Source organism: Pseudomonas sp. LG1D9, from assembly GCF_002949995.1.
Lineage (GTDB): Bacteria > Pseudomonadota > Gammaproteobacteria > Pseudomonadales > Pseudomonadaceae > Aquipseudomonas > Aquipseudomonas proteolytica.
On the sequence record NZ_CP026881.1, the window covers coordinates 4,420,984 to 4,438,196 of the forward strand.

General features: G+C 62.4%; 14 protein-coding genes. 5 read left to right on the forward strand and 9 right to left on the reverse strand.

Features of this window, described 5'->3' with window-relative positions; genetic code table 11:
* Window positions 1-158: 158 nt before the first annotated feature.
* On the forward strand, window positions 159-1,523 hold the full coding sequence (gene rmuC, locus C5F71_RS20635) for a DNA recombination protein RmuC (RefSeq protein ID WP_167362643.1): 1,365 nt from the start codon (window positions 159-161) through the stop codon (window positions 1,521-1,523).
* Between the two features lie 247 nt (window positions 1,524-1,770).
* Here rmuC and C5F71_RS20640 read toward each other — a convergent pair whose 3' ends face one another.
* The 3 genes from C5F71_RS20640 to C5F71_RS20650 all read right to left on the reverse strand — a co-directional run bounded on the left by C5F71_RS20640 (window position 1,771) and on the right by C5F71_RS20650 (window position 6,507).
* Window positions 1,771-5,241 (reverse strand): PAS domain-containing hybrid sensor histidine kinase/response regulator, encoded by a 3,471-nt coding sequence (locus C5F71_RS20640; protein ID WP_104911835.1) that lies wholly within the window; start codon window positions 5,239-5,241, stop codon window positions 1,771-1,773.
* Window positions 5,242-5,509: 268 nt separating this feature from the next.
* Window positions 5,510-5,899: a YbaN family protein gene (locus C5F71_RS20645; RefSeq protein ID WP_070995438.1), complete on the reverse strand. Its 390-nt coding sequence runs from the start codon at window positions 5,897-5,899 to the stop codon at window positions 5,510-5,512.
* 20 nt (window positions 5,900-5,919) lie between these two features.
* Window positions 5,920-6,507 carry a YecA family protein gene (locus tag C5F71_RS20650; RefSeq protein WP_092234491.1) on the reverse strand — a complete coding sequence of 196 codons (588 nt, stop codon included), beginning with the start codon at window positions 6,505-6,507 and terminating at the stop codon, window positions 5,920-5,922.
* Window positions 6,508-6,781: 274 nt separating this feature from the next.
* On the opposite strand from C5F71_RS20650, the gene recQ reads away from it, so the two are divergent.
* Together recQ and C5F71_RS20660 are read left to right on the forward strand one after the other, a co-directional pair.
* A complete protein-coding gene (gene recQ, locus C5F71_RS20655; RefSeq protein ID WP_029292447.1) occupies window positions 6,782-8,911 on the forward strand; it encodes a DNA helicase RecQ in 2,130 nt (709 codons plus the stop codon).
* Between the two features lie 121 nt (window positions 8,912-9,032).
* Window positions 9,033-9,467, forward strand: coding sequence for a MarR family transcriptional regulator (locus C5F71_RS20660; RefSeq protein WP_029292449.1), 435 nt, complete (start codon window positions 9,033-9,035; stop codon window positions 9,465-9,467).
* 142 nt (window positions 9,468-9,609) lie between these two features.
* On the opposite strand, the gene C5F71_RS20665 is transcribed toward C5F71_RS20660, so the two are convergent.
* Window positions 9,610-11,799 (reverse strand): patatin-like phospholipase family protein, encoded by a 2,190-nt coding sequence (locus C5F71_RS20665; protein ID WP_029292452.1) that lies wholly within the window; start codon window positions 11,797-11,799, stop codon window positions 9,610-9,612.
* An 84-nt stretch (window positions 11,800-11,883) separates the two neighbouring features.
* Between C5F71_RS20665 and C5F71_RS20670 the strand changes: the two genes are divergently transcribed.
* Window positions 11,884-12,171, forward strand: coding sequence for a SelT/SelW/SelH family protein (locus C5F71_RS20670; protein WP_029292454.1), 288 nt, complete (start codon window positions 11,884-11,886; stop codon window positions 12,169-12,171).
* 38 nt (window positions 12,172-12,209) lie between these two features.
* Here the strand turns inward: C5F71_RS20670 and C5F71_RS20675 are convergent, their stop codons facing one another.
* The 3 genes from C5F71_RS20675 to C5F71_RS20685 form a co-directional block, all read right to left on the reverse strand.
* Window positions 12,210-12,491 carry a hypothetical protein gene (locus C5F71_RS20675; RefSeq protein ID WP_029292456.1) on the reverse strand — a complete coding sequence of 94 codons (282 nt, stop codon included), beginning with the start codon at window positions 12,489-12,491 and terminating at the stop codon, window positions 12,210-12,212.
* Window positions 12,492-12,619: 128 nt separating this feature from the next.
* On the reverse strand, window positions 12,620-13,501 hold the full coding sequence (locus tag C5F71_RS20680; protein WP_104911836.1) for a DMT family transporter: 882 nt from the start codon (window positions 13,499-13,501) through the stop codon (window positions 12,620-12,622).
* A 93-nt stretch (window positions 13,502-13,594) separates the two neighbouring features.
* Window positions 13,595-14,353: an AraC family transcriptional regulator gene (locus C5F71_RS20685; RefSeq protein ID WP_104911837.1), complete on the reverse strand. Its 759-nt coding sequence runs from the start codon at window positions 14,351-14,353 to the stop codon at window positions 13,595-13,597.
* 134 nt (window positions 14,354-14,487) lie between these two features.
* Between C5F71_RS20685 and C5F71_RS20690 the strand changes: the two genes are divergently transcribed.
* Window positions 14,488-15,297: a UDP-2,3-diacylglucosamine diphosphatase gene (locus C5F71_RS20690; protein WP_029292463.1), complete on the forward strand. Its 810-nt coding sequence runs from the start codon at window positions 14,488-14,490 to the stop codon at window positions 15,295-15,297.
* 362 nt (window positions 15,298-15,659) lie between these two features.
* Here the strand turns inward: C5F71_RS20690 and C5F71_RS20695 are convergent, their stop codons facing one another.
* Complete coding sequence (locus tag C5F71_RS20695; protein ID WP_177410412.1) at window positions 15,660-16,859, reverse strand: amino acid aminotransferase; 1,200 nt, start codon at window positions 16,857-16,859, stop codon at window positions 15,660-15,662.
* Window positions 16,856-17,212 (reverse strand): 4a-hydroxytetrahydrobiopterin dehydratase, encoded by a 357-nt coding sequence (locus C5F71_RS20700; RefSeq protein ID WP_017134918.1) that lies wholly within the window; start codon window positions 17,210-17,212, stop codon window positions 16,856-16,858. The genes C5F71_RS20695 and C5F71_RS20700 overlap by 4 nt, the downstream gene beginning before the upstream one ends.
* Window position 17,213 lies beyond the last annotated feature (1 nt).

Genomic DNA, 17,213 nt, shown 5'->3' on the forward strand with positions numbered 1-17,213 from the left:
CGCTTGGTTAACCTTCCTCTTTTACCGTAATGGCAGGAATGGCTATGGCTTTTGACTGGACCAGTGTTGCACTGGGTCTCGCCGCTGCGGCGTTGCCTCTGTCGGTCCTGTGCTGGCAGATCCAGCGCCGCCTGAATGCACGCAGCGCCGGTTGGGAACTGCTGGAGGAGCGCCTGGCGACGGCGCAGATGGCCCAGGAAGGCCTGGCCGCGCAACTGGACGCCAGCCGTGACGAGATCAGCGACCTGAGCCAGGCCAATGCCGCCAAGCAGGCAGATCTGGCCGCTGTCCGCCGGGAAGTCGAGTTGCTGCAGATCGACCGCGACAATGCGCGTGATGCCGCTCATGCCTGGAACATCGAGCGCAGCGCCAAGGAAGGCGAACTGCGCCGCCTGGACGCCTTGTCGGCCTCCCTGCGTGCCGAACTGCGGGAGCAGCAAGACAGCCATCAACAGCGCCTCAACGACCTGCAAGGCTCGCGGGACGAGTTGCGTGCGCAGTTCGCCGAACTGGCCGGGAAAATCTTCGATGAGCGCGAACAGCGGTTTGCCGAGACCAGCCAGCAGCGCCTGGGGCAATTGCTCGATCCGTTGAAAGAACGCATCCAGTCGTTCGAAAAACGTGTGGAAGAAAGCTATCAGAACGAGGCGCGCGAGCGTTTTTCCCTGGCCAAGGAGCTGGAGCGCCTGCAGCAATTGAACCTGCGCCTGTCGGACGAAGCCACCAACCTCACCCGCGCCCTCAAGGGGCAGAAAACCCAGGGTAACTGGGGTGAGTTGATTCTGGAGCGGGTGCTGGAACATGCCGGCCTGGAGAAGGGCCGCGAGTACCAGACCCAAGTCAGCCTCAAGGGCCCGGATGGCGAGCGCTTCCAGCCGGACGTGTTGATCATGTTGCCCGGCGATAAGCAGGTGGTGGTGGACTCCAAGGTCAGCCTGACGGCCTACCAGCAGTACGTGGCGGCCGATGACGAGGTAATCGGTCAGGTCGCTCTCAAGCAGCACGTGCTGTCGTTGCGCAACCATGTCAAAGGCTTGGCCGGCAAGGACTACAAGCGTCTGGAAGGCCTGCATAGCCTGGATTTCGTGTTGTTGTTCGTGCCCATCGAAGCAGCGTTTTCCGCCGCGTTGCAGGCCGAGCCCAACCTGTTCCAGGAAGCCTTCGACCGGCATATCGTGATTGTCAGCCCAACCACCTTGCTGGCGACCCTGCGCGTGATCGACAGCCTGTGGAAGCAGGAGCGGCAAAGCCAGAACGCCCGGGAAATCGCCGAGCGCGCCGGCTGGCTGTACGACAAGTTCGTGCTGTTTATCCAGGACCTGGACGAAGTGGGCAATCGATTACAGCAACTGGATAAGGCTTACAGTGCAGCGCGCAATAAGCTCACAGATGGTCGCGGCAATCTGGTCAGCCGGGTCGAGCAGTTGAAGCTGCTGGGCGCGCGCGCGAGCAAAGGCTTGCCGTCCGACCTGTTGGAGAAAGCGATGACCGATGAAGATGGCGTCGCACAGTTACCTGACTAAACGCAGAGCCCAAATGTGGCATCGGGTATCTACACAACGTTCAGAAACTGATGACTCTCCCTGTGGCGAGCGGGCTTGCCCCGCGCTGGGCTGCGCAGCAGCCCCACCCCAGGCATCGCGGTTGTTTAAGACATACCGAGCCGGCAGGTTTTGGGGCGGCTGCGCCACCCAACGCGGGCGATACGGCGTTCCGACAAGCCCGCTCGCCACAGCAGCCCTATCGGCTTGGGTTTAAAGCACCCACAAGCTACAGCGGCAAATGCCGGTTCAGCAGCGCCCGCAACGCAGCAGGCTTGACCGGCTTGGCCAGGTAATCCAAACCCGCTGCATGCACCTCGGCCACCATCTCTGGCCGGCCATCGGCGCTGATTACCACCCCTGGAATCGGCTCTGCCAGTTGCGCGCGCAGCCACCCCATCAACTCGGTACCCGTCTCGCCGTGGTCCAGGTGGTAATCCACCAGTGCCAATTGCGGGCGCATGCCCTCGGCCAGCAACGCCGCGCATTGCGCCTGGTCGCGTGCGGTCCAGACCTGGCAGCCCCAACGACTCAACAGGCTGCGCATGCCAATCAGGATGCTGTCTTCGTTGTCCACGCACAGCACCTGGGCGCCGCTCAGTGGCAGGCCCTTGTCCGGTGTGACCGGTACCTGCAAGCTGGTTTGCGCCTTGGCCAGTGGCACGCTGACGCTGAACACACTGCCTTTGCCCGGCCATGAGCGCACGCGCAAGCGGTGGCCGAGTACCCGGCACAACCCGTCGGCAATCGCCAGGCCCAGCCCCAGGCCCTTCTCGGCACGGGTCTGGTGGCTGTCCAGGCGCTTGAACTCTTCGAAGATCACTTGCTGCTTATCCAGTGGAATCCCCGGTCCACGGTCCCACACCTCCAGACGCAACTCACCGCGACGGCGTCGTACACCCAGCAGCACTGGGCCGTGGGCATAACGGAAGGCGTTGGTCAGGAAATTCTGCAGGATGCGCCGCAGCAGCTTGATATCACTGTCGATGCGCAAGCGGCTGCCACGCAGGCGGAAGCGCAAGCCTTGTTCCTGGGCCAGCACCTTGAACTCTGCGCCCAGGGCATCGAACAGTTCGCTCAAGGCAAACGGCTGGCGCTGGGGATTGATCTTGCCGTTTTCCAGGCGCGAGATATCCAGCAAATCGCTGATCAGGTCTTCGGCCGAGCGCAGCGAACTGTCCAAGTGGTGCACCAACTGCCGAGCCTCGCCGGACAATCCTTCGCTCTGGTGGGAGAGGGCGGCCGAGAACAGCCGCGCAGCGTTGAGCGGCTGCATTAGGTCATGGCTGACCGCAGCGAGGAAGCGGGTTTTCGATTGGTTGGCCGATTCGGCCACGCCTTTGGCGTCGGTCAGCGCGACGTTGAGCTGCGACAGCTCATGGGTGCGCTCGGTGACGCGCTGTTCCAGGCCCTCATTGGCCTCGGTCAGGGCCTGTTCGGCCTCGCGGAAGGCGGTGATGTCGGTGAAACTCATGACAAACCCGCCGCCCGGCATCGGGTTGCCGATCAGCTCGATCACGCGGCCGTTGGGAAACAGTCGTTCCGAGGTATGCGCGCGGCCCTGGCGCATCCAGTGCAGGCGCCGCGCCACGTGGACTTCGGCCTCACCGGGGCCGCACAGGCCGCGCTCGGCGTTGTAGCGAATAATGTCGGCAATCGGCCGCCCGACACTGATCAATCCGTCAGGGTAGTTGAACAGTTCCAGGTAGCGGCGGTTCCAGGCCACCAGCTTGAGGGACTGATCCACCACGCTGATGCCCTGGGTGATGTTCTCGATTGCACCTTGCAACAGTGCCCGGTTGAACTGCAGCACTTCGGAGGCTTCGTCAGCGATACGGACTACGTCCTCCAGCTGCATTTCGCGGCCTTCAATCGCTGCTTTCACCACCGCGCGCGTGGATGAGGCTCCCAGTACGCCTGCCAGCAGCCGCTCGGTGTGGGCGATCCAGTCGTTGTCGGCATTCTGGTTGGGGTTAAAGCCCTTGCCTTGGCGGTAGGCGAAGCGGATGAAGCTCTGTTGCGCCCGTTCCTCGCCGACAAAGCGCGCCGCCAGGCTCAACAGATCATTGATCTGCACCGACAACATGGAGCGGGCGCTGGCGCGCTGGCTGGTTTCCTGGCCGATAAACCGCCCGGCCTGCCAATGCTCTGATACCCGAGTGCGCGAGAGGACCGAGACCCAGGCAAACAGAGTGAAGTTACCGGCCAGGGACAGCACAACCCCTTGGGTCAGCGGCGTGATTGGCAGCCCCAGCGGGTTGCCATGCAGCCAGGAGAGGCCAGGGAAGATATTCAGCGACCAACCCAGGCTATGGGCGGCAATTGGCAGCACCAGGGTGTAGAACCACAGGAACGTGCCCGCCGCCAGGCCGGCAAACACGCCGCGACGGTTGGCCTGCTTCCAGTACAGCGCGCCGAGCATTGCAGGCGCCAGTTGGGTCACGGCGGCAAAGGCAATCTGGCCGATGGTCGCCAGGCTCGCGGTGGAGCCGAGCAGGCGATAACTCACATAGGCCAGCAGCAGAATAATCACGATGCTGACCCGGCGTACCGAGAGCATCCAGTGGCGGAAGACTTCGAACGGGCGCTCGGCGTTGGTGCGACGCAGCAGCCAGGGCAACAGCATATCGTTGGAGACCATGGTCGACAGCGCCACGCTCGCGACGATGACCATGCCGGTCGCCGCCGAAGCACCGCCGATAAATGCCAGCAGCGCCAAGGCCGGATGGGCTTCGGCCAGGGGCAGGCTGATCACGTAGGAGTCAGGTAGCACCGAGCTTGGCAGCAGCATCTTGCCGCCGAGGGCAATCGGCACCACAAACAGCGCGGCCAGCACCAGGTAGGCCGGGAACACCCACTTGGCCAGGCGCAGATCCTGGGGCTCGATATTCTCCACCACGGTGACGTGGAACTGCCGGGGCAGGCAGATAATTGCCATCATCGCCACGCCGGTCTGCACCACCATGGATGGCCAGTTGACCGTCTCCTTCCAGTACTCCTCCAGCCTTGGTGCGAGCATCGCCTGGCTGAACAGGTCGTTGAAACCGTCGTACAGGCCGTAGGTGACAAACGCGCCGACGGCAAGAAACGCGAACAGCTTTACCAGGGATTCAAAGGCAATCGCCAGGACCATGCCACGGTGGTGCTCCGTGGCGTCGAGGTTGCGCGTGCCGAACACAATGGTGAACAGCGCCAGCACCAGGGACACAATCAGGGCGGTGTCCTGGGCCCGTGTGCCGGTGGCATCGGCGCCGGCGCCAATCAGCAGGTTGACCCCCAGCACGATGCCTTTAAGTTGCAGGGCAATATAAGGCAACACACCTACCAGGCAGATCAGCGCCACCACCACGGCCAGGGACTGGGACTTGCCATAGCGCGCGGCGATGAAGTCGGCGATGGAGGTGATGTTTTCCTGCTTGCTGATCAGCACCATTTTCTGCAGGACCCAGGGCGCGAGTACCAGCAGCAGTACGGGTCCCAGGTAGATCGGTAAAAAAGCCCACAATTGTTCGGCGGCCTGGCCTACGGCGCCGAAGAAGGTCCAACTGGTGCAGTACACCGCCAGCGACAGGCTATACACCCACGCACGCACCCGTGGCGGCAGCGGCGCGTGGCGGCGGTCACCGTAGAAGGCGATGGCAAACATAATGGCCATATAGGCCAGGGCAACGGCGGCGATCAGCCCGCTGGACAGCGTCATGAGGACTCCGGACATAAGAACACCCAGGCATTCCAGGCCCGGGGCGACAGTCTCGCATGATGCTCGGGGTTAGTCAGTGTCGACGAAGGTCGGGTAGGTGCTGTCATGCAGGGGTGGATGGGCGGTGCTGTCGTGGCGAGGGGGCTTGTCCCCCGTTGGGCTGCGCAGCAGCCCCAGTCAGCCTCACCTCGGCCTTTCAGACACACCGAGGTGACCGGTTTTGGGGCTGCTGCGCAGCCCAACGGGGGACGAGCCCCCTCGCCACGGGTCAGTTGGATCGTGGTGGCAGGGTTTTCTGGCGCAGGATATAGATCGTCACCAGCACCGCACTGGTCAACATGAACCCGCGTGCCCAGGGCAATGGCACCAGGTAGCAGGACAGGCCGATGCTCAGCCACATCAGGCCGATGGCGTACACCTTGCCTTTGAGAGGGATACCGTTGCCATCCAGGTAATCCCGAATCCAGGGACCCAGGCGCGGATGGTTGACCAGCCACGCATAAAAGCGCGGTGAACTACGGGCAAAACAGCCGGCAGCCAGGAGCAGGAAGGGGGTGGTCGGCAAGACTGGCAAGAAGATTCCGATCACGCCGAGCACCACGCTCAACCAGCCAATGGCCAGCAGCGCGTAGCGCACAATCGGCGAGCGGTTGCCCATGGGCGCCACGGGCGGGGGACTCAGTGGTGGCGAGGCTTGAGGATCGCCGGTTTTTCGTCGGGGGCGTTGCACAGCAGGTACAGGGCGGTCAGTGCTTCCGGGATCTGTACGATCATGTCGTCCATCAGGTTGGCGTCGCTGGCGATATCGGCGAACTCAGGCTGGTCGTCGAACAGGCCGGAACCGACCATGATCGGCAGCAGCATTTCGCTGACTTCGTCCTCGGCGGTTTCGAACCAGGCCGCTTCACGCAGGAACACGCCTTCCATGAAGCCAATGCACCAGCCGCGCAGGTCGGAGTCGTCCGGCTCTTCGCCCAGGTCGAGGTCGCATGGCAGCTCGAACTCTTCATCGGATGCCAGTTGGCGGGAGATGTGGGCCTTGAGCTGGACCAGGGTTTCTTCGATCTCGGTGCGCTGGGCCTCGTCCTTGTAGTGAGGCTCTTCGGCGAACAGCGCGTCGATCCATTCACGGTCAGGGACCTGCTCCGAGCAGATCGATAGCGCAGTCAGGTAGCCATGGGCGGCTACGTAGTCCAGCGCCTCGTCATGCAGCTCATCGGCATCGAGGAAGGCTTGCAGGCGGTTTAGTTGCTCAGCGAAGGACATTGAAAGACTACCTTGGGAATAAACGATGCTGAATTCTAGGCCTTCTTGAGCGTGCAGGCCAGCCGCACTGCATATTTGCAAGGTTTTCAGATGGGCCGCTATTCGTCAGTGGCGCCCTTTGCCGGGGAGCGCTCGGGTATACTGCCGCGTTTTGTGATGCCCCTGCAGGCCGGAGGCGGTCGCGGGAAAAGTTCGCTTACGGATTATTTCCCGGCCAAGCGCGCTTTTTCAGCCAGCCTGTACAGAGGGATTTCGGTGGAATTTGGAGTTTTTCATGCTTGAACAGGCTCAACGCGTCCTCAAGGACATCTTCGGCTACGACAGCTTTCGTGGCCGCCAGGGTGCGATCATTGAGCGCGTGGCCAGCGGTGGTGATGCGCTGGTCCTGATGCCTACCGGTGGTGGCAAGTCGTTGTGCTTCCAGGTGCCGGCATTGTTGCGTGAAGGGCTGGCGGTGGTGGTTTCGCCGTTGATCGCACTGATGGACGACCAAGTGGCCACCCTGGAAGAACTGGGTGTCGCCGCCGCTGCGTTGAACTCGACCCTGAGTGCCGAGCAGCAGCGCGACCTGGCGGCGCGGATCCGCCGGGGCGAAGTGAAGATGCTCTATCTTGCGCCCGAGCGTCTGGTGCAGCCGCGCATGCTGGCGTTTTTGCAGAGCCTGGAAATCTCCCTGTTCGCCATCGACGAAGCCCACTGCGTTTCCCAATGGGGTCACGATTTCCGGCGTGAATACCTGCAACTGGGGCAACTGGCCGAGCTGTTCCCCAATGTGCCGCGTATCGCCCTGACGGCCACGGCCGACAAGCGTACCCGCGAAGAAATCGTCGAGCGCCTGCACCTGCAGAACGCCGAGCGCTTTCTCTCCAGCTTCGACCGGCCGAATATCTTTTATCGCATCGTGCCCAAGGAACAGCCGCGCAAGCAATTGCTGGCGTTCCTCTCGGAGCGGCGCAGCGATGCCGGGATTGTGTATTGCCTGTCGCGCAAGAAGGTCGATGAAGTGGCCGCGTTCCTCTGCGAGCAGGGCTACCCCGCGTTGCCTTACCACGCTGGCCTGCCCAACGAGTTGCGGGCCTATCATCAGAAGCGCTTCCTCAACGAGGAAGGCCTGATCATGGTGGCGACCATTGCGTTCGGCATGGGCATCGACAAGTCCAACGTGCGCTTCGTTGCGCACATGGACCTGCCCAAGTCCCTCGAGGCGTACTACCAGGAAACCGGACGGGCCGGCCGCGATGGCCTGCCGGCGGATGCCTGGATGGTCTACGGCCTGCAGGATGTGGTGATGCTCAAGCAGATGCTGCAAAACTCCGAAGGCGATGAGCGCCACAAGCGCCTGGAGCAACACAAGCTCGATGCCATGCTGTCGCTGTGTGAAGAGACCCGCTGCCGCCGCCAGACCCTGCTCGCCTATTTTGACGAAGACATGCCCCAGCCGTGCGGGCATTGCGATAACTGTGTGGACGGCGTGCAGACCTGGGATGCCACCGAGCCGGCGCGCCAGGGCCTGTCGGCGATCTTCCGTACTGGCCAGCGTTATGGTGTCGGTCATCTGGTCGATGTGCTGCTGGGCAAGGACAACGAAAAAATCCGCAGTTTCGGTCACCAGCACCTGTCGGTGTATGGCGTGGGCAAGGCGCGGGCTGAAGGCGAATGGCGGTCGTTGTTCCGCCAGATGGTGGCCCGTGGCCTGGTGGATATCGATCTGGAAGGCTATGGCGGCCTGCGCCTGAATGACAGCTGCCGGCCGCTGCTCAAGGGCGAGGTCAGCCTGGAGCTGCGCCGCGACCTCAAGCCGCAGACCACTGCCAAGTCCAGCAGCACCAGCCAGGCCAGCCAACTGGTGCGCGGCGAGGAGCGGGAACAGTGGGAAGCCCTGCGGGCGTTGCGGCGCAAGCTGGCGCAAGAGCACAGCGTGCCGCCCTACGTTATTTTCCCCGACTCCACCCTGCTGGAAATGCTACGCGAGCAGCCCACCACCATGGCTGAAATGGCCCGGGTCAGCGGCGTGGGAGCGCGCAAGCTGGAGCGTTATGGCCAGGCCTTCCTGGAAGTCCTTGGCGGCCAGGCCGAGGCACCGAAGGAAATCGCCGATATTCGCCATGAACTGATCAGCCTGGCCCGTGCAGGCATGACGCCGATCCAGATCGCCGGGCAGTTGCAATGCTCGGAAAAGAACGTCTACACCTTGCTGGCCGAGTCCATTGGCAAGCAGCAGTTGTCTCTGGAGCAGGCTCTAGACCTGCCGGAGGACTTGCTCGGGGAAATCCAGGACGCCTTTCTCGACGGCGAAGGTGAATTGCCACCGGTTAGCGATATAGCGCCGCTATTTACCGGACGGGTGCCCGAGGGCGTTTTGTACTGTGTGCGGGCCGCTTTGCAGTCGGAATTCGAGATTTAATGTGTCAATTACGACAATGTAACGAATCAGTACATTGCAAACCTTGCCTACTGTCATGGGTCATGCTTAGCTGACTAATAATTAGCCATACTTTATTTTCAGTCTAACCCATGAGTTTTTTATGCCGTTAACCGATCAACACCGTTTTGGCATGCAGTTGGCGCAAATGTCCCGTGGCTGGCGCGCAGAACTGGATCGCCGCCTGGCGGGGCTGGGATTGTCCCAGGCCCGCTGGTTGGTGCTGCTGCATCTGGCCCGTTTTGAAGAAGCACCGACCCAGCGCGAATTGGCGCAGAGTGTCGGCGTTGAAGGGCCTACATTGGCTCGCCTACTCGACAGTCTGGAGAACCAGGGCCTGGTGCAACGCCAGGCTGTGGTGGAAGACCGGCGTGCCAAGCGCATTGTGTTGTGTGATCCCGCCCGCCCGTTGATCGATCAGATCGAGACCATCGCCACGGCCCTGCGCCAGGAGCTGTTTGTGGGTGTCGATGAAGAGGATATGCGGGTGTGCATGCGGGTCCATGGGCACATCCTGGCCAATCTGGAAAAGACCTGAGCCGATTACGTCGCTGATCAAAATGTGGGGGCGAGGTTGCTCGCGAAAGCGGTGTGTCAGTCAATATATTCGGTGACTGAACCACCGCTTTCGCGGGCAAGCCCGCTCCTACACAAGCCTGCTCCGTCTTGGCTAAGTGTCGTTAGAAGGTCTGGCCGAGGTTCAGGTACACCGCCTTCTGATTGTCATCATTAAACCCATAGCTGAAATTCAACGGCCCCAGCGGCGTATCGAACCCCAGGAAGATGCTCGCGGCGTTGATGTAGCCACTGTCGAACTCATTGTCGTTGTTCCACGCCCGCCCGCGTTCCAGGGAGGCGCCCAGGTACAGCGGGAAGTCCAGTGGCAAGTACGAGCGTGGGGTCAGGCGACGGTAGTAGACGGCGCGCATCAGGCTGATGTTCTGCCCGGAAATCGCATCCTGGCGGAACCCTGACAACTGCCGCGCGCCGCCCAGCAGGAAGCTGGAAATCACTACGTCGGAATCGTCCAGGGTGCGCCCGTAGCGACCGCCCAGTACCAGGGTGTCCGGGCCGTGGCTCATGGCTTTGTCCAGTTTGAACTCCCATTGCCGGTAGCGCTGGTCGGAGCCTAGGCCCGGTTCGAACTCGCGGTAGGCCAGGCCGATGTCCTCACCTGTGTGGGGGAAGTACACGTTGTCCAGGGAGTCGAACGAGTACTTGAGTTCATAGAAACCCTCGCTGAAGCTCACGCTTGGCAAGTCGCGGTCGCCGATGCGCACATCGGCCTTGCCCCACGCCTCTCCCACGCCGAAGCGGATTTCGCCGCTGTTGCCGATCTGCCGACCGACGTTCAGGCCAAACCCGTAGCGCTCAAGGCGGTATTCGGAGATCGGGTCGTTATCCAGGATCAGTTCGACGTTCTGCGCCTGGGCGCTGATGTAGGGGGCGACGAAATAACGTGAGCCGGTATCCATCGGCTGATAGAACTCGCTGTACAACTCCTGGCGATCACCGATCTGTACCCTTGTCAGCCATTCGGCGCCGAGGCGGTTGATGCCGTTGACGCGGTAGCTGGCGCCGAGGTTGAAGGCGCTGTCGCCGCGCATGTCGTCGGACAGGTTGAGCCCCAGGCGCAGGTAATCGGTGCCGCTGCGTTTGCCACGGGCGCTGATCACCAGGGTGTTGTCCGGGCCTTTTTTCACCACGCGGTATTGCACCTGCTCGAAGTAATCCAGGCCATACAGGGTGCCCATGTCCGATTGCAGGCGGGCCAGGTTCAGGGGTTCGCCGATGGGTTGGCGGATGTAGTAGCGGATCACGTCGTCACCGACTTTCGAGTCGTTCTCTACCTTGATTGCGGTGATCGTCGGGTTGCGCTGGCCCGGTGTGCGGGCGGCGGTCAGTTCGGCGTCTACCGAGCCGGTGGGGCGCAGGCGTGCCATGCGGGTATCCAGGGCGCGGGTGGCACGGTAGCCGGCGTCGATCATGTCCTTGGCGCGGCCAAAGTCGGTCACACCATAGGCGGCCAACGGTGGCTGGATCAGCACGTCGCCGGGATGCAGGGCCTTGAGTTGCTCCTCGGAATTTCGGCGGGTCATCAGGGTGATGGACTGGTTGAGCACATCCACCACCGTCGCCAGTTGCTTGCGGCTGCGCAGCGGCGTACCGATATCCACCACAATGGCGATATCGACCCCCATCTCACGTGCCACATCCAGGGGGATGTTATCGGTCATGCCGCCATCCACCAGCAGTCGCCCGTCCAGTTCCACCGGGGCGAACACCGCGGGGATCGACATGCTGGCGCGAATCACCTGGGGCAGGTGACCCTTGCGGAACACCACTTTCTCGCCGCTGGTGATATCGGTGGCCACGGCGCGAAATGGAATCGGCAGCTTGTCGAAGTCGCGGGTGTTGCTGCTGTGGGCGAACATGCTCTCCAGCAGCAGCGCCAGGTTCTGACCCTGGATAACGCCAAGAGGCAGGCCGAGGCTGCCGTCGTCGCGAAAGCTCAGTTTCTGCTTGATCAGGAAGTCCCGGTCATCCTGCTTGCGCCGGAACGGCACGTCTTCCCTGGGCGGGGCATCGGACAGCGCCAACTGCCAGTCGATGCTCAGCGCCAGCTTTTCCAGTTCGTCGATCTTGTAGCCCGACGCGTACAGCCCGCCAATCACCGCCCCCATGCTGGTGCCGGCAATCGCATCGATATGGATGCCTTGCTCTTCCAGGGCCTTGAGCACGCCGATGTGCGCCAGGCCACGGGCGGCACCGCCGGACAACACCAGGCCGATTTTCGGGCGGGGGGCTTCCACGGCTTGGGCAAGGACAGGGAGCAGGCACAGCAACAGGCAGGACAACAGGCGGCGCATCATCAATCTCGGGGCTGGACGGCAAAGGCCGGTATTATAGCCATCCGATCCACCTGTCTCGTCATCTCAGGAGTTCTTCATTTCATGTCCGCATCCAGGCCCGAGATTGTCATCACCTATTGCACCCAATGCCAGTGGCTGCTGCGCGCCGCGTGGCTGGCCCAGGAGCTGCTGAGCACCTTTGCCGATGACCTCGGCAAAGTGGCCCTGGAACCGGCGACCGGCGGGGTGTTTCGCATTACATGCGACGGCGTGCAGATCTGGGAGCGCAAGGCCGATGGTGGCTTTCCGGAGGCCAAGGTACTCAAGCAGCGAGTACGTGACCAGATCGATCCAGAGCGAGACCTGGGGCACAACGACCGTACCTCGTAAACGACACTGCCGGCATGCAGCCGGCAGTGACAGTGGGTTTATTTGGCGGCCATTTTATTTTTGATCCAGCCGACGACAAACGTCAGCACCAGGCCGCCGACACCGCCGCCGACGATATTGCTGCCCACCGCCGCGACATCCAGCGCGCCGCCAGGAGGCAGGCCGCTGATGGCCGAGACGATCTGCCCCAGCACCAGGCCGCCGACGCCACCGACCACTGTATTGAGCCCGGAGCCCAGGCCTTGTTTGCTCAGGCCGGCCAGGTTGCCGCCGACTGCGCCGCTGATGATCTGAATGATCAGGGTGATGAACATGTCCATGGTGAAACTCCTGCGTAGCGTTAGGGGAGCGACCACTCGCATGCAGCAACTTCAAGGTTCACGGCTGTCGTCGAGGAGTCTGTATCCGTTGAACGACAGCTGACTGTTGCGGATAGGAAAAGTATAGATCAGACCATGGTTGATGGCTGTTTGACCTTGACGGGGCGGCTCATCAAGCCCGAGACCACGATGGCCGCAATGATCAGTGCGCCGCCCAGCAGCATGCGCAGGGTCGGGGTTTCGCTGAACAGCAGCCAGGCCACGGTGATGCCATACACCGGCTCCATGGCGAACACCACGGCAGCGGTGCGCGCCTTGAGCACTTTGAGGCTGGCGACAAACAAACTGTGGGCCAGGCCAGTACAGAACACCCCCAGCAGGCCGATCCATAGCCAGTCCAGAGCGCGCACGTCGCCCAGGCCAGGAGCGGCGAAGGGCAACAAGCACAGGGCCACCACCACATTTTGACAGAGGGCCGCCTGCACTGGCGGGATGCTGGCGCTGGCTCGATTGTTCAACGACAGCAGCGAGAACAGCAGGCCCGAGACCACGGCCCAGACCAGGCCGCTGGTGGTTTGGCTGGCGAGATCGAAGTCCGGGGTGACCAGCACCAGGCCGATGCTGACCAGCAGCACCAACACCATTTCATTGGCGCGAATCCGCTCGCGGAAGATCAGGCCTTCGAGGATCACCGTAAAAGCCGGGAATGTGGCAAACCCCAAGGTCGCAATCGCCACGCCGGCCACTTTCACCGCTATAAAGAAGCTCACCCAGTGCCCGGCCAGCAGCAGGCCGCTGAGCAGCAGGCGCCGCAGGTCGGTGCTATAGAGTTTTTGCCACGGCGTGCTGCTGGCAAAGCGCGCGAACAGCGCCAGGGCGATTACCGCGAAAGCGGCACGGCCAAATACGATGATGCCGGGCGAGGCGGCGGCAAGCTTGCCGAAGACGCCGGTGAGGCCAAACATCAGTGCGCCGATATGCAGGGCGCCTAAGGCAGTGCGGGGAGTCATGACAGTCCTTAAAACAGTAAGCAGGCAGGCATCCAGTCTAGAGCGCCTGGCGCCTGGGTGTCTGTCGTGGGAATCGCCGGTTTTATCGCAGGACTAGCGCCCGTTGTCGAGCCGGCGCAGGGCTCCGGGCGAGCAGCCGAACTCGCGCAACACGGCCGCGGCAAACGCGCTTTGCGAGCCATAGCCGACCCGCGCGGCAATCTCGCCAATGGGCAGGTGGCTGTCGCGCAACAAGCCGCGGGCCATTTGCAGGCGGCGGGTGCGGATGTAGTCCATGGGGGTCAACCCGCATTCGGCGATAAAGCGGGCGTGCAGGCGGGCGACGGAAATATCTGCCAGGCGCGCCAGATCCGCGACCTGCAGCGGGTAGGCCGCGTGCTGGTCGATATGTGCATTGAATGCGCCATAGGGCAGGCGTCGCGCGCTGGCTTGAGCAGGCGGCTGGCCATTGAGCGTAGCCAATAACAACACCGCGCCTTGCTGGGCGATCAGTGGGTCATCCAGCGCGCCGCTCGCCAGCCAGTTGACCAATTGGCCCTGGCGGGCATCCAGCTTCACCCGAGCCGGTTGGTCCAGCAGGCGGCGACTGGCATCCGCGTGCTCGCCCAAAGATTGCATCACCCATTGTTCGTCGGGCACATCCAGCACCAGGCATTGGCTGCCACGGGGGCTGCCACAGCTGTGATGGGTGGAGAAGGGCAGGACCATCACCCCTTGCGGGCAGATTTCGCCGCCGATGCCTTCCACCTCGAAGTCCAGGCGGCCGGCCAGGCCAAACACCAGTTGCGCGTGGTCATGGCTATGGGCGATCAGGTCGTGGGTGTAATGGCGCAGCGTGAGGGTCGGTCTCATCGCAATCTCCCGGGCAGGCCGGCAGTTTACACCGCCCGACGTGCGGCGGGCGTTGTCATCTGACTGACGCAAGACTGTCATGGGCTATTAATTGCCCGGGAGCAAGCTGGCGAAAACACCCTCGAGGTATGCCCATGACCAGCGCCGAGCTCGCCAAACCCAGTCGCAAGCAACGGGTTCGCACCCTGTGGATCTCCGACGTGCACCTGGGCACCCGGGATTGCCAGGCCGAACATTTGTCGCGGTTTCTCAAGGGCTACCACGCCGACAAGGTGTACCTGGTGGGCGATATCATCGATGGCTGGAAAATGCGCGGCGGCATGTATTGGCCCCAGGCCCATACCAACGTGATCCGCCGCCTGCTGACCATGAGCAAGCGCGGCACCGAGGTGATCTACGTCACCGGTAACCATGACGAGTTCCTGCGCCGCTATTCCAAGCTGATCCTGGGCAATATCCAGTTGGTGGACGAGGCGGTGCATGTGACCGCCGATGGCCGGCATCTGCTGGTGATCCACGGCGACCAGTTCGACGTCATCACCCGCTACCATCGCTGGCTGGCGTTTCTTGGCGACTCGGCCTACGAATTCACCCTGACCCTCAACCGCTGGCTGAACCACTGGCGGGCACGCTACGGCTACGGTTATTGGTCGCTGTCGGCGTACCTCAAGCACAAGGTGAAGACCGCCGTGAGCTTTATCAGCGACTTCGAGGAAGCCATCGCCCACGAAGTGACCAAGCGCGAGTTGCACGGCGTGGTGTGCGGGCATATCCACCACGCGGAGATTCGCAAGGTGGGCGAGGTGGACTACCTCAATTGCGGGGATTGGGTGGAGTCGTGCACCGCGTTGATCGAGCACTGGGATGGGCATATCGAGCTGTATCGACTGGCGGATGCCCAGGCCAAGGAGGCGCAGGTCAAGGCCGAGATGGTTGCGGGCTGAGGCAGATATTCCTGGGTCAACGCGGACAAATGTGGGAGCGGGCTTGCCCGCGAAGGCGGTGTGTCAGTCACTATATGTATCGACTGACACGCCCTCATCGCGGCATAGGCATCTACACAACTTTCAGAAGCTGACGAACTCTCCTGTGGCGAGCGGGCTTGCCCCGCGCTGGGCTGCGAAGCAGCCCTAAAACCAGCCACTACGGAGTATCTGATACACCGCATACGGCTTACTGGGGCTGCTTCGCAGCCCAGCGCGGGGCAAGCCCGCTCGCCACAACTGCGCTATCTGCCTGGATTTAGGCGTTGCGGCAAAGTTGTGTAGATACCTATGCTCATCGCGGGCAAGCCCGCTCCTACATTTCAGGGCTTGCTCACGTCTGCAATGGCCTCGGCCAGCAACCCCAGCCGCGTCTCATCAATCCCGGCGACGTTGGCGCGCCCGGAGCTGACCATGTACACGCTGTGTTTTTCCCGCAGTTGCTTCACCTGTTCGGCGCTCAGGCCGGTATAGGAAAACATGCCGCGCTGCACGCCGACATGGGCGAAACGCTTGGCCAATCCGTGGGGCACCAGTGCTTCTACCAAGCCCGAACGCAACTGCGCGATGCGCGAGCGCATGCCTTCGACTTCGGCGCTCCACAGCTGTTTGAGTTCGGCATCACCCAAAATGGTGGCGACTACAGCAGCCCCATGATCCGGCGGTGTCGACCACAGGTTGCGCGCGATAAACGCCAGTTGGCTGCGCACATCCAGCAGCTTCTCGGCATCGTTGGCGCACACGATCAGCGCGCCGACGCGGTCGCTGTACAGGCCAAAATTCTTCGAGCAGGAACTGGTGATCAACACCTCAGGCAGTTCATCGGCAAACAGGCGAACTGCCCATGCGTCCTGCTCCAGGCCATCGCCAAAACCCTGGTAGGCGAAGTCGATCAGCGGCAGGAGGTGGCGTTCGCGCACGATCTGCAGCACCTGGCGCCAGTCGTCCTGGGACAGGTCGAAACCGGTGGGGTTGTGGCAGCAAGCGTGCAGCAGCACCACGTCGCCTTCGGGCACGGTGGCCAGGGTGGCGAGCATGGCCGGCACGTCCAGGCGGTTGTCACTGCCCACGTATGGGTAGTGGCTGACCTTGAGCCCGGCCTTGGCGAAGATGGTTTCGTGGATCGGCCACGTCGGGTTGCTCAGCCACACGCCACGGCCTGGCAGGCTGTGGGCGATGAAGTCGGCGCTCAGGCGCAGGGCACCGGTGCCACCCGGGGTTTGCGTGGCGCCAGCGCGTTGTGCCTTGAGCAGTGCGCTGCCTGCGCCCAGCACCAACTCACTGACCAGCCGGCCGAAAGCCGGGTCGCCATGCCCACCGATATAGGTCTTGGTGGTTTGCTGCTCGACCAGGCGCTGCTCGGCGCGCTTGACTGCCTGCAGGATCGGGGTCAGGCCCTGGGCATCCTTGTAGACGCCCACGCCGAGGTCGAATTTTTGCGGGTTGGCGTCCTTGGCATAGGACTCCATCAGCCCCAGGATCGGATCACCAGGCACCCGGCCAATATCGGCGAAATGCATCACTTGCGGCCCTCGGCATCCTTGGCCACTTCGTCGGTGCGCGCGGCCATGATGAAGTCGTTGCGGTGCAGGCCTTTGATCGAGTGGCTCCACCAGGTCACGGTGACTTTGCCCCATTCGGTCAGCAGGCCTGGGTGGTGGCCTTCAGCCTCGGAGATTTCGCCCATGGCGTTGGTAAAGGCCAGGGCGAATTTGAAGTTCTTGAACAGGAATACTTTTTCCAACTGCATCACACCGTCGCGCACTTCGATGTTCCAGTCGGGGATCTGCTTGATCAGCACCGGCAGTTCTTCGTCGCTGACTTGTGGGGCGTCGGCACGGCAGGCTTCGCAATGGGCTTGGTTCAAGGTGGTCATA